7 protein-coding genes are annotated in these 13,150 nt (G+C 70.7%); 2 read left to right on the top strand and 5 right to left on the bottom strand.

The genetic code is table 11. From position 1 onward, the window contains the following. Window positions 1–107: 107 nt before the first annotated feature. From nhaA to ACIP4O_RS25965, 3 genes are all read right to left on the bottom strand, one after another. Window positions 108–1,490 (bottom strand): Na+/H+ antiporter NhaA, encoded by a 1,383-nt coding sequence (gene nhaA, locus ACIP4O_RS25975; RefSeq protein ID WP_401578173.1) that lies wholly within the window; start codon window positions 1,488–1,490, stop codon window positions 108–110. A gap of 520 nt (window positions 1,491–2,010) precedes the next feature. After that, complete coding sequence (gene acs, locus ACIP4O_RS25970; RefSeq protein WP_401578172.1) at window positions 2,011–3,945, bottom strand: acetate--CoA ligase; 1,935 nt, start codon at window positions 3,943–3,945, stop codon at window positions 2,011–2,013. 669 nt (window positions 3,946–4,614) lie between these two features. Next, window positions 4,615–7,236 (bottom strand): SulP family inorganic anion transporter, encoded by a 2,622-nt coding sequence (locus ACIP4O_RS25965; RefSeq protein ID WP_401577987.1) that lies wholly within the window; start codon window positions 7,234–7,236, stop codon window positions 4,615–4,617. A gap of 434 nt (window positions 7,237–7,670) precedes the next feature. Here ACIP4O_RS25965 and ACIP4O_RS25960 point away from each other — a divergent pair, with 434 nt between their 5' ends. Next, the gene (locus ACIP4O_RS25960; RefSeq protein ID WP_401577985.1) at window positions 7,671–8,960 is read left to right on the top strand and encodes a hypothetical protein; all 1,290 of its coding nucleotides are present in this window, start codon (window positions 7,671–7,673) and stop codon (window positions 8,958–8,960) included. Window positions 8,961–9,704: 744 nt separating this feature from the next. Here the strand turns inward: ACIP4O_RS25960 and ACIP4O_RS25955 are convergent. After that, window positions 9,705–10,736, bottom strand: a complete 1,032-nt coding sequence (locus ACIP4O_RS25955) for an ATP-binding protein (protein WP_401577983.1) — start codon at window positions 10,734–10,736, stop codon at window positions 9,705–9,707. 101 nt (window positions 10,737–10,837) lie between these two features. On the opposite strand from ACIP4O_RS25955, the gene ACIP4O_RS25950 reads away from it, so the two are divergent. Then, the gene (locus ACIP4O_RS25950) at window positions 10,838–11,662 is read left to right on the top strand and encodes an oxidoreductase (protein WP_401577982.1); all 825 of its coding nucleotides are present in this window, start codon (window positions 10,838–10,840) and stop codon (window positions 11,660–11,662) included. 91 nt (window positions 11,663–11,753) lie between these two features. Here the strand turns inward: ACIP4O_RS25950 and ACIP4O_RS25945 are convergent, their stop codons facing one another. Continuing rightward, window positions 11,754–12,581, bottom strand: a complete 828-nt coding sequence (locus ACIP4O_RS25945) for an HAD family hydrolase (RefSeq protein ID WP_401577981.1) — start codon at window positions 12,579–12,581, stop codon at window positions 11,754–11,756. Window positions 12,582–13,150 lie beyond the last annotated feature (569 nt).

Below are 13,150 nucleotides of genomic sequence, written 5' to 3'. Positions count from 1 at the left end.
GGTTTGTCGTGGGGCGGTGGGGGTGCGTCTGGCGGCGGGGGGGTGCCGTGGGGTGGTGGGGGTGCGTCCGGCGGCGTACGCGGAGATCGCGGCGATCCGACTCCGGGTCAGGCGTCGCTCGCACCGGGGCCCTCCCGCTCCCGGGCGCGGGCGCGGTGTTCGGCCGCCTTTTCCTCGTAGGAGCCGGCGAGGCGCTGATGGTGTGCCGGGTCGTCCTGCTGGTAGACGTCCGGGACGCCGTCGCGGTCCTCGTCGCGTTCCTCCTCGGCGAGCAGCCGCACGTACACCCGGTTGCGCAGCCGCAGCAGGACGGTGGCGAGCAGGACCGCCAGAAGCGAGCCGACGAGTACCGCCGCCTTGACCTCGTCGGTGAGGTGCGGATCGCCCGTGAAGGCGAGTTCGCCGATGAGGAGGGACACGGTGAAGCCGATGCCGGCGAGCACGGAGACCGCGAAGAGATCGGACCAGGCCAGTTCGTCGCTGAGCGAGGCCCGCGTGAAACGCGCCGTCAGCCACGTACCGCCGAAGACCCCCACCGCCTTGCCGACGACGAGCCCGAGGACCACTCCCAGCGTCTCCGGGCGCGTGAAGATGTCGGCGAGCGCGTCGCCGCCCACCGCGACCCCGGCGGAGAAAAGCGCGAAGAGCGGCACCGCGAGCCCGGCCGAGTAGGGGCGCACCAGGTGCTCGACCCGCTCCCCGGGAGACGCCTCCTCGCCCTCCTCACGGTGACAGCGCAGCATGAGGCCCATCGCGACGCCCGCGATCGTCGCGTGCACGCCGCTGTTGTACATGAGCCCCCAGATCACCAGCGCGAGCGGTACGTACACGTACCAGCCCCGCACCCGCAGGCGGCGCAGCAGGAACCAGAAGACGGCGAGCCCGGCGACGGCCCCGCCGAGCGCGAGAAAGTTCAGGTCGCTCGTGAAGAAGACCGCGATGATCAGGATCGCGAAGAGGTCGTCGACGACCGCGAGAGTCAGGAGGAAGGCGCGCAGGGGCGAGGGCAGTGCGGTACCGAGCACGGCGAGCACCGCGAGCGCGAAGGCGATGTCCGTCGCGGTCGGCACCGCCCAGCCGCCCATATCGCCGCCGCCGACCGTGTTGACGAGCGTGTACACGAGCGCGGGCGCGATCATCCCGCACGCCGCGGCGACCACGGGAAGCAGCGCGGCCTTGGGATCGCGCAGATCTCCCGCGACCAGCTCACGCTTCAGCTCGGCGCCCGCGACGAAGAAGAACACCGCGAGCAGCCCGTCCGCCGCCCAGTGCTCCACGGAGAGGCGCAGCCCGAGCGAGGCGGGCCCGAAGTGGAAGTCGCGGACGATCTCGTAGCTGTGCGACAGGGGCGTGTTCGCCCAGACGAGGGCGAGGACGGCGGCGACGAGGAGCAGCACCCCGCCGAGCGTCTCGGCGCGCAGGGCATCGGCGAGGTAGCGGTACTCCGGCAGGGGGAGGCGGCCGAGGAAACGGCGGCCGGGAGTGGGCAGGCGGGTGCTGGGCACGGGGGTCTCCAGGTCCGGCGCCCGTGGGGGCGCGGTTCGGCGTCGGGTGATCACACGCCGACCAGACTTCCCGGCACCCCTCTTCGTTTGTCGGTACGCAGGGCGTACGGACCCACCTTACTCACGAGTTCCGCGCCGGGCGCTGGTCCGCGATAGGGACGCGGTGCGCGGGTTCGCGCCGTGGGCTCGCGTTGTGGGCCTGCGCTGTGGGCTCGCGTTGTGGGCCTGCGCTGTGGGCTCGCGTTGCGGGCCTGCGCTGTGGGCTCGCGTTGCGGGCCGGTGCCGCGCAGGTTCGGTGTACACCCGTACTCGGGGTGCGTTCCGTGCGCTGGAGTACACCCGTACACCGGAGGACAGCTGTACACCGGAGGACAGTCGTGCACTGGAGTACATCCGTACACTGACGGACACCCGTACACCGGAGTACGGGTGTACACCCGATGCCTCCGTACGACGAAGGGGCGAGCCCCGAAGGACCCGCCCCTCCCTCATCCGACGCAGATCGTCAGTCGTCGCTCCCGCCGGAGGCAGGCAGCTTCGACTGGATGAGATCCATCACCGAGGAGTCCGTCAACGTCGTGACGTCCCCCAGCTCGCGGTTCTCCGCCACATCGCGCAGCAGCCTCCGCATGATCTTCCCGGACCGCGTCTTCGGCAGCTCGGCGACCGCCATGATGCGCTTCGGCTTGGCGATCGGCCCCAGCGTCGCGCCCACGTGGTTGCGCAGGTCCGCGACCAGGTCCTCCGACTCCGTCGCCGTGCCCCGCAGGATCACGAAGGCCACGATGGCCTGACCCGTGGTCTGGTCCGCCGCACCGACGACCGCCGCCTCCGCGACCGCCGGATGCGAGACGAGCGCCGACTCGACCTCGGTCGTGGAGATGTTGTGCCCCGACACGAGCATGACGTCGTCGACCCGGCCGAGCAGCCAGATGTCGCCGTCCTCGTCCTTCTTCGCCCCGTCACCGGCGAAGTACTTGCCCTCGAAGCGCGACCAGTACGTGTCGATGAAGCGCTGGTCGTCGCCCCAGATGGTGCGGAGCATCGAGGGCCACGGCTCGGTGAGCACGAGGTAGCCGCCGCCCCCGTTCCCGACCTCGTTGCCCTCGTCGTCCACGACCGTCGCCGAGATACCCGGCAGCGGTGTCTGCGCCGAACCCGGCTTCGTCGCGGTGACGCCCGGAAGCGGCGAGATCATCATCGAACCGGTCTCGGTCTGCCACCACGTGTCGACGATGGGGGCCTTGTCGTGGCCGATGTTCTTGCGGTACCACATCCATGCCTCGGGGTTGATCGGCTCACCGACCGAACCGAGCACCCGCAGCGAGGAGAGGTCGAACTTCGCGGGGATGTCGTCGCCCCACTTCATGAACGTGCGAATCGCCGTCGGCGCCGCGTACAGGATCGTCACCCCGTACTTCTGGATGATTTCCCAGAATCGTCCCTGGTGCGGAGTGTCCGGCGTGCCCTCGTACATCACCTGCGTCGCGCCGTTGGAGAGCGGACCGTAGACGATGTACGAGTGCCCGGTGACCCAGCCGATGTCGGCCGTGCACCAGTAGACGTCCGTCTCCGGCTTGAGATCGAAGACCGCGTGGTGCGTGAAGCTCGCCTGCGTGAGGTAGCCGCCCGAGGTGTGCAGGATGCCCTTCGGCTTACCCGTGGTGCCCGAGGTGTAGAGGATGAAGAGCGGCTGCTCGGCCTCGAAGGCCTCGGGCGTGTGCTCGGCCGACTGGCGCTCGGTCAGCTCGTGCCACCACACGTCGCGGCCCTCGGTCCACGCCGTGTCCTCGCCCGTACGGCGGACGACGACGACGTGCTCGACCGTGTCGAAGCGCGAGACGGCCGCGTCCACGGCGGGCTTGAGCGCGCTCGGCTTGCCGCGCCGGTAGCCGCCGTCGGCCGTGATGACGACCTTCGCGTCCGCGTCGGCGATCCGCGCGGCGATCGCGTCGGCCGAGAAACCGCCGAAGACGACGGAGTGCATCGCGCCGATGCGCGCGCAGGCGAGCATCGCGATGACGGCCTCGGGGATCATCGGCAGATAGACCGCGACCCGGTCGCCCTTGCCGACGCCGAGCTCGATCAGGCCGTTCGCCGCGCGCGAGACCTCGTCCTTGAGCTGCGCGTACGTGATGCTGCGGCTGTCGCCCGGCTCGCCCTCGAAGTGGATCGCGACCCGGTCGCCGTTGCCCGCCTCGACGTGGCGGTCCACGCAGTTGTACGCGACGTTCAGCTTGCCGTCCGCGAACCACTTGGCGAACGGCGGATTCGACCAGTCCAGGGTTTCGGTGGGCTCTGTCTCCCAGCTCAGCCGACGCGCCTGCTCGGCCCAGAAGCCGAGGCGGTCCGCGCGCGCCCGCTCATAGGCGTCCGCCTTCACGTTGGCGTGCGCCGCCAGCTCCGCCGGCGGCGCGAACTTGCGCTCTTCCTTGAGCATGTTGGCGATTGACGAACGCTCGCTCACTGACCCACCGTCCCGTGGTGTAGACCAATTCTGTCCTGCCATGGGGATTCAACGCTTGCGGAGACACGAGGTCAACCCCCGCAAAGCGGACCCGCCGGAGCACGCGTGATCCACGCGGCCCCGCTGCCTCTGGCACGTACGTCCCAGGTCGGAGGTTCATCCGCCCCGCCCGCGAAGTGCGCGAACGCCCCGCGAGCTTCAGCGAGGCGGCCCGCCGACGACACCCCAACGGCTCTGCCTCCCCCGCTCCTGCCCACCCGCTCCGCCCCCCACTCCCCGCCGCTCGGCGGCACGTCTCCGCCGGGCGGCGGGGTGGTGAGGGTGGGGGGCTGTGAGGGTGGCGGGGCGGTGTGAGGGCGGGACGGTGGGGTGCTGAGAGGCTTGGGGCGCGGTCCGGCGTGGCCGCGCGGCTTCGCCCTCGTCCGTACGGCGAGGTTGCGGCCGTACGGACGAGGGCGGACGCCTCAAGTCGGGCGCCTCAAGTTGGACGCCTTAAGTCGGGCGTCCCTGGTCGGACGCCTCAAGCCGGACGCCTCAAGTCGGACGTCCCCGGGCGGAGGTTCGGCCAGCGGTCGGGCCTGGCCGTGTCCTCCGCGCGGGGGAGCTCTCCTCCTGGCTGCCGGTTTCCCGCGGCTTTCCGGCTCAGGCGGGCACGGGTCGCTCCGGCTCCTGGGCGGCGCTCACCTCCTCGAAGACCGGCACGGCCCCGGCGACGTCCTCACGCAGCAGGTACGCCTGGGCCTCGCCCACATGGAAGTACATGCCGTGCAGCGCCAGGCTGCCCTCCGCGAGCCTGCGGGCCACCGCCGGATGCCCCCGCAAGTGGTCCAGCTGCTGCACGATGTTGACCAGGCAGAGCTGCTCGGCGACATCGGCGGGAGCGCGCCGCGCGAAACCGGGAAGCGCGCTCGCGTCCCCCCGCAGCCGCGCGAGGCTGGGCGCCCCGTACCGCAGCCACCGCCACAGCGGCGACAAAGGCGTCTCGGCCCTCTCCTCGCCCGCCGCCCCAGTGCGCCGCTCGTCCTCGCTCAACAACGCCTGCATCGCGCCGCAGCCGGAGTGACCGCAGACGGTGATCGACTCGACGCGCAGCACGTCGACCGCGTACTCGATCGCGGCTCCCACCGAGTCGTCCCCGCTCATCCCGCCGACACCGGTCACCGAGCCGGTGCCGCTCTCCGCACGGTCGTCCGCGCCCCTCTCCGTGTGGTCGTCCGCGCCGGGCGGGGGGACGAGATTTCCCACGTTGCGGACGGTGAAGAGGTCGCCCGGGCCGCTTGCCGTGATCATGCTCGTGACGAGGCGGGAGTCCGCGCAGGTGAGGAAGAGCTGCGAGGGCCGCTGCCCCTCCCGTGCGAGGCGGGCGAGTTCCTCGCGCATGTGGGGCGCCGTGTCGCGCTGGAAGGCGCTGATCCCGGAGACGAGGCGCTGCGCCCCGCTGCCGGAGCCGGTCGACCCGGCCACGGGACCGATCGTCGCGGGCCTGCTGTGGTTGCGCCACGGCGCCCAGGGACGGCAGTGGCCGTGCGATCCCCCTGCCGGTTCGGTGATATGGGTGCCCACGGGGCCCGTCATGCTGACCGCGCCCCCTTGCGCGGTGTGCGAGGTCCGCCAGTCCTGGAGTGTCTCGAAGGCGGCGTGGTCCATGAACGAGCCGTCCAGTTCGACGACCACGGTGGCTTTCGCCGGTACGTGGTGCAGCGTCCGGCTGAGCCGGGGCACGGCCAGGAAGGTCAACTGCCCGCGCACGTGTACGAGGTGGTGACCCGCCCGCTCGTGGTGGACGATCCGGGTGTGGCTGAGCCGGTGCAGAGCGAGACCGACCGCGACGGCGATGCCGAGGCCGACCCCTTCGAGCACCCCGAGGAAGACAACACCGCACGTCGTCACCCCGTAGACGAGGAACTCCCGGTGCCGCGTCACCGTCCTGATGTGGTGCAGATTGACCATCTGGATGCCCACGGACATCACGAGCGCGGCGAGCACCGCGAGCGGGATGTACTGGAGCAGCGGCACCGCGAGCAGGGCCGCGACCAGCACCCACACCCCATGCAGCATCGTCGAGGCGCGGCTCACCGCGCCCGCGTTGATGTTGGCGGTGCTGCGGACGGCGACCCCAGCGACGGGCAGGCCGCCGAGGGCGCCCGACGCGATGTTCGCCGCGCCCTGGCCGAGCAGTTCGCGATCGAGGTTCGACCGCGGCACCCGGGCCGCCTGCTCCGGCCGTCCGGCGACGAGCTTGTCAACGGCGACCGCGCCGAGCAGCGACTGCACACTCGTGACGAGCGTGATCGTCACGACCGCGGCGACGACGCCACCGAGGGAGCCTTCCGGCAGGGCGGCCAGCGCGTGGTTGCTCCACGAGGGCAGGTCCACGCGGGGCAGTGAGAGCCCCAGGAGCGCCGCGACGAGTGTCGCGGCGGTGACCGCGACGAGCGTGGCGGGCAGCAGCTTCGCGAGCCGCGCGGCGCGCCCTGGCAGCTTCGGCCACAGGTAGAGCACGGCGAGCGTCACCACGCTCATCGCGAACGCTGCCCATTGCGTGTCCGCGAGCTGCGCCGGCAGCCCGCGCAGGTTGTCGAGCACACTGCTCTGCGGCGTACCGCCGAGCACGATGTGCACCTGTGCGACCGCGATCGTGATGCCGATGCCCGCGAGCATCCCGTGCACGATCGCCGGGCTCACCGCGAGCGCGGAACGCGCCACGCGGAGCATCCCGAGCCCGAGTTGGCAGACCCCGGCGAACACGGTGATCGCACAGGTCGCCCGCCAGCCGTACTGCTGGATGATGTCGGCCGTCACGACCGTGAGCCCGGCCGCCGGCCCGCTCACCTGGAGCACCGAGCCCCCGAGCCGCCCCGCGATCAGCCCGCCCACGGCGGCGGCGACGAGCCCCGCCTGAAGTGGCGCCCCGGTCGCCAGCGCGATGCCGAGCGAAAGCGGCAGGGCGATGAGGAACACGGAGATCGAGGCGGAGAGGTCGACGGCCTCGGGGAGGCGGAGACGGGGCTGCGAGCGCGGGCGGGGGTCGTGGCCCTGGGGGGATTCGGGGCGAGGAGGGTCGTGGGGGGCGGGTGGGGTGTGGGGATGGTCGTGGGTGGGGGACGTGGGGGACGTGGGGGGTTCGGTCGTACGGGCCGGGATGGGACCGGTGGCCTTGGTCTTGGCCTCGCCGAGGCCGGGTTCCGGCTTGGCGAGGCCGGGTTCGGGCTTGTCGGGCTCCGGCGGTCCGTGCGAGGTGTGTGTGTTTACGCGAGAAGTCATGTTCCCGTCTCCTCCGGGGCTGCGCGGTCGCGTCGGAACGCGGCCGTGGGTCACGGCGTACAGCGGCGGGATGCGTGGTGTGCGGGGTGCGCTGGTGTGCGGTCGGTGGCGGCCGGCGGGGGTTCAGGGGTCGGGTACGTACGCGCGAGGTGGGGGTGGGGAAGGCGGCGCGCTGGTTTCGGAGGGGACCACCGAGCACAGTGGTTCAACACTTGGTAAATGGATCGTAATTGAGAGTAAAGGATTCTTGCCGTCTATCCGGGCAAACAGGCCATTACTTCACTCGCAGGAGTGATTAATCATTTTGTACGGCTTGTCAGTCCATGACGGAATCGCCTCACGTGTGACGTTGGCGCGGACCTCGGCCGGACCCTTCCCGCCTGCGGGACGCGGTGCGGCCCACGTGAGCGATGCAAGGAAGAAGGTGGGCCGTCATGGCTGCCACCAGAAGAATGACGGCGGTGGCCACAGTGGCCGCCGCCTGCGCCGTCGCCCTGACAGGCTGCGGGAGCGGCGCCTCCCACGACACCGGACACCCCAGGGCTCAGGGCAAGAAGGAGAAGGCCGAACCCGCCCCCGCCCCGAAGAACGCCGTCCACCTCATCGGTGACGGCTCGACGGCCTTCACCGGCGTCCAGCCGCACCAGCTCCGCCCCGAGAAGCTCAAGGCCGGCCAGCAGCCTCCCCAGTTCGTCGTCTTCTCCTGGGACGGCGCGGGCGAGGACGGCCAGAAGCTCTTCTCGCACTTCCGCAAGGTCGCCAAGGAGAACAACGCGACCATGACCTTCTTCCTCAGCGGGGTCTACATGCTCCCCGGCGCGAAGAAGGACCTCTACCACCCGCCCATGCACTCCCCGGGCCGCTCCGACATCGGCTTCAACGACCTCAAGGGCATCCGTGACACCGTCGACCAGGTCCGCGGGGCCTGGCTGGACGGCCACGAGATCGGCACCCACTTCAACGGCCACTTCTGCGGCAAGGGTGGCGGCGTCGGCGAGTGGTCCGTCGCGGACTGGCGCAGTGAGATCAGCCAGGCCAAGCAGTTCGTGAAGACCTGGAAGACCAACACCTCCACCGGCAAGACCGACCCGCTCCCCTTCGACTACGACAAGGAGCTCATCGGGGGGCGCACCCCCTGCCTCGAAGGACAGAAGAACTTCATGGCCGCCGCGGGGCCGATGGGCTTCCGCTACGACAGCAGCGGTGTCCGCGAGCAGGTCTGGCCCACCAAGAAGCAAGGCATGTGGGACCTCTCGATGCACATGGTCCCCATGCCCGGCCACACCTACGAGACCATCTCGATGGACTACAACTTCCTGGTCAACCAGTCCGGGACGACCCAGGGCGACCCCGCCAAGCGCGACTTCTGGGGCAACCAGATGCGCCAGGGCCTCCTGGAGTCCTTCGACCGCTCCTACCGCGGCAACCGCGCCCCGGTGATCATCGGCAACCACTTCGAGTCCTGGAACGGCGGCACCTACATGCGCGCCGTCGAAGACGTCGTCAAGACGGTATGCCACAAGAAGGGCGTCCGCTGCGTCTCCTTCCGGGAGCTCGCCGACTGGCTCGACGCCCAGGACCCCGCGACCCTCGCCAAGCTCCAGAAGCTCGGCGTTGGCCAAGCGCCCAAGAACGGCTGGGGCGCGCTCACCTCCACCACCCCGGCCGCCGCCGACGCCGCCGCGGGCGCCCAGCCGCAGAAAAAGGAGGAGAAGAAGCACTGATCCGGGCCGGGGCGAACGAAGCAGGTCCCTGCGGGGCCGGCGTCCCACAGGGTCCCGCCCCTCCGGGGCCGTCCTCGCGCAGTGCGTCCCCGGAACCGTTCAGCGCTCCCGACGGCTGACGGGAGCACCCCGGCCGGTCCCGCTGGCGCGCAGCGGAACGGCCGAAACCGGTGAGGTGGTGGGGCCCGTCGCGACGGACCCCACCGGCTCCGCGCCCGGACCGGCATTCGGGGTGCCGGCCCGGGCACGGGCTCTGGGCTGATCGTACGGGTCCCGGGCCGGGGGAGGGGCCGGTTCGGGAGAACGACGCAGACCGTGGCCCGGACGCTACACGGACCGCCCGTGCCCGCGGCGCTCCTCGCACCTGGCGCGACGCCCCGGAACCGCCCCCCCGGTCCGCTTCCTCCTTCCCGTACGCCCCCGCCGGACACGCGCACGGCACGCGACGCGGCTTCCTCGCGATTCCCCGCCACGCAAGGGCTCCAGGCACCTGGGCGACCTCCCCGGCTCGGCGAACCAGCAACCGCCAACTCCCGTCCGCGCTTCGTCGCTTCGCCTCGGCGGCGTCAACCTCGCGCCCCTCCCGGACCCCTCCATCGTGGAGCCCCCAGCGGTCAACGAACCGCCCACGGTTCGCCCGCCCGTGTCACAACGACGGCCTCGGAGGCCCCGGGACAGGAGACGATTCGGCGCACCGGTGCCCGCGCCTCGCGCGCCGCCCCGCTCCTTACCGACCGCTCTTCGTCAGACCGCGTCTGTCATCTCGTCCTGGTCGAGCAGGGCTCGCAGGCCGCCCGGGTTCCGCTTTCGTCCGGTCTCGTCCAGGACGAAGTCGGGGTCGACCTGTGAGGCGAGGTTCGCCCCGGTCCGGTCGTTGCCCCAGCTCAGCGCGTTCTTCAGGTGGAAGTGCACCATCTGTCGCGTGTACCGCTCCCAGTCCCGCCGTGAGTACGTGGCGTCCACACACTTCTGAAGACTGCCCAGAGCCGTCCTGTTCTCCTCCTCCAGCTCCCCGAACGGCGCCGAGCGCCCCTTCTCCATCGCCCGCACCCACCGCGACCTGCCCACCGTCGCCAAGAGGTCCTCGCCGACCTCGTCCCGCAGGAACGCGAGGTCGTCCGGCTCGTCCACCTTGTTGCCCACGACCCGGAGCGCCACCCCGAAGTCCCGCGCGTACTCCTTGTACTGGCGGTAGACCGACACTCCCCGCCGGGTCGGCTCCGCCACCAGGAAGGTCATGTCGAACCGGGTGAACAGACCGGAGGCGAAGGAGTCCGCGCCGGCGGTCATGTCCACCACCACGTACTCGTCCCGACCGTCGACCAAGTGGTTCAGATACAGCTCCACCGCCCCGACCTTCGAGTGGTAGCAGGCCACTCCGAGGTCGGCCTCGGTGAATGCCCCGGTGACCATGAGCCGGGCGTCCGAACCGTCCAGCTCCACCCGGCGCGCACAGGCGTCGTGCACCGGGTTCGCCTCCGCCACCCGCAGCAGCCGCGAGCCTGCCCCGGGCGGAGTCGTCTTGATCATGCTGTCCACCGAGGCGATGCGGGGATTGCTGCCCCGCAGGTACTCCTTGATGAGCGGGAGACGCACTCCCATCGCGGGCAAGTGGGCGGCCTCCTCCTCGGTCAGGCCGAGGGCCACGCCGAGGTGCTGGTTGATGTCGGCGTCCACCGCCAGGACGGGGGCACCCGTCCGCGCGAGGTGGCGGACGAAGAGTGCGGCCAGGGTCGTCTTGCCGCTGCCGCCCTTCCCTACGAAAGCGATCTTCATATTCACCTAGCGTAGAGAGTCTGTGGCGCCTCGTGTCCAATCCGCGTGAAGAACACCACTCCTTCGAGGGGTCCGCACCCCGAATGCGTAGGGTCTTACTCATGAGTACGACAGCAGCGGGCGCCGACCCGTTCGCCGCCCTCGCGAACCTGCCGGGGGTACCCGAGGCGGTCGAATCCGTCCGCACCGCCGTGGACAGGGTCTACGCCCACCGCGTCATGCGGCGCCGCAGCAACGAGATCAGCTCCGAGGCCGCCCTGCGGGGTGCCCGCGCCTCCGCCGCGCTCGACGGGGCCGACTGGGAGCTGGAGGAAGTGCGTCGCCGCACCGACTTCGGCTCCGAGCCCGAGGCGCGCACGGTGGGCGGGGCACTGCGGCTGAGCGCCGAGGCGGGGCAACTCCTCTCCGTATGGGGCCAGTCGCCCTTGCGCGTACTGGCCCGCCTGCACGTGGTGGCCGAGGCCAGGGAGGCCCCCGAGGTGGGACGGCCCCGGGTGGCGGGCGAGGGCGTCGAGGACGGCGACCTCGGTCTCCCCCTCCCCGACGCCGCCGAGACCGCGGCCAGGCTGGAGGGGCTGACCGCTCTGCTCGCCTCGGGCTCCAAGGCGCCCGCCCTGGTCGTCGCCGCGATCGTGCACGGCGAACTCCTCGCCCTGCGACCATTCACGACACGCAACGGACTGGTCGCGCGCGCCGCCGAGCGCATCGTGCTGGTCGGCTCGGGCCTCGACCCGAAGGCGGTGTGCCCCGCCGAGGTGGGGCACGCGGAGCTGGGAGCCGAGGAGTACTCCCGGGCCCTGGCCGGGTACGTCACCGGCACCCCGGCGGGTGTCGCCGGCTGGGTCCGGCACTGTGCGCGTGCGGTGGAACTCGGCGCGCGCGAGTCCACCGCCGTGTGCGAGGCGCTTCAGCGCGGGGCTGCTTGAAGCGCCCTCCCCGAGTGGGTGAGCCGTCGGCGACGGCCTCCTGGCACCGCTGTCGGTGCGAGGGCTCGGAGGAATCACGAGCGGGAACTGCTCAGCTCGCGAGGGAGCGGCGGCGGCTGGAGTACCAGACCAGCCCCGCGGCGGCGACGGCGCCGAACGCCGCCGCGGCGAGGAGGACCGGCGTGGGCGGCCGGAACCTCGGCAGGCGCTGCTTGAGCCGTACCGGACGGTGGAAATCCAGTACCGGCCACTCGCGGGCCAGCGCTTCCTTTCGCAGGGTGCGGTCGGGGTTGACCGCCGCCGGGTGCCCCACCGCCTCCAGCATCGGCAGGTCGGTCGCCGAGTCGCTGTAGGCGTAGCAGCGGGCCAGGTCGTAGCCCTCGGTCTCTGCCAGCTCCTTCACCGCCTCGGCCTTTGTGGGGCCGTAGGCGTAGTACTCCACCTCACCCGTGTAGCAGCCGTTCTCCCCCACGACCATGCGCGTCGCGACCACGCGGTCGGCTCCCAACAACTCGCCGATCGGCTCCACCACTTCGGCGCCCGACGTGGAGACGATCACTACGTCGCGGCCGGCCGCGTGGTGCTCCTCGATGAGGGACGCCGCCTCGTCGTAGATGATCGGGTCGATGAGGTCGTGCAGGGTCTCGGCCACGATCTCCTTGACCTGCCGCACGTTCCAGCCGCGACACAGAGAGGAGAGATAGGAGCGCATCCGCTCCATCTGGTCGTGATCGGCGCCGCCCACGAGGAAGACGAACTGCGTGTACGCCGTTCGCAGCGCGGCCCTGCGGTTGATCAGTCCGCCTTGATAGAAGGACTTGCTGAACGTGAGTGTGCTCGACTTCGCAATGACGGTCTTGTCGAGGTCGAAGAAGGCGGCTGTGCGCGGCAAGGAGTGGTTTTCCACGGGGCCGAGCATAGGCGCCCACCATTCGGCGTAAGGCGGCGCGTACGCGTTTGCCTGAGAGAACCCTCGGGTACACCATGGAGGTCACGGATCGTTCGCGACCGTGTCTAGCACGGCCCGGCTCCTCCCCCCCGAGTCGGCCGTGAAGACGACCCCCGCTCTCCCCCCCCGGCGGGGGTCGTCGCATGTCTGCGGCCGTTTGGTGCGGTTTGTCCGGCTCGCCATCGACCTTCCCCCTCCTTGCGCGTGACGCGCTCCTGCCTCGGCCGCCGGTGCGGTCGAGTGCTCGTGATGCACAGCCTGTCACGGTCCGTGGTCGGTTGGGTGCATCGAGCTGAAATCTGTGGATAACTTCGGTGCTTCTCTCACTCTCGTCACCGGAATGAGTGACGCGAATATCCACTTCCACTGAGTTATCCACAGATTTGCTGTCGAGTGCTCAATGCCTCCCCGCCCTCTGCAAGCCTGAATGCGTTCGCGAAGAACACGCAGGCCGTTACGGGGGCCTACCCCGTCGGCGAAGCACTTCATTTCGCGGCGCGCGTGTATGCGCGGCAGGCCGGTTCAGCGGCGCGGACCTC

Source organism: Streptomyces sp. NPDC088923, assembly GCF_044749745.1.
Taxonomy (GTDB): Bacteria; Actinomycetota; Actinomycetes; order Streptomycetales; family Streptomycetaceae; genus Streptomyces.
This window is presented reverse-complemented; position numbering and strand designations above follow the sequence as displayed.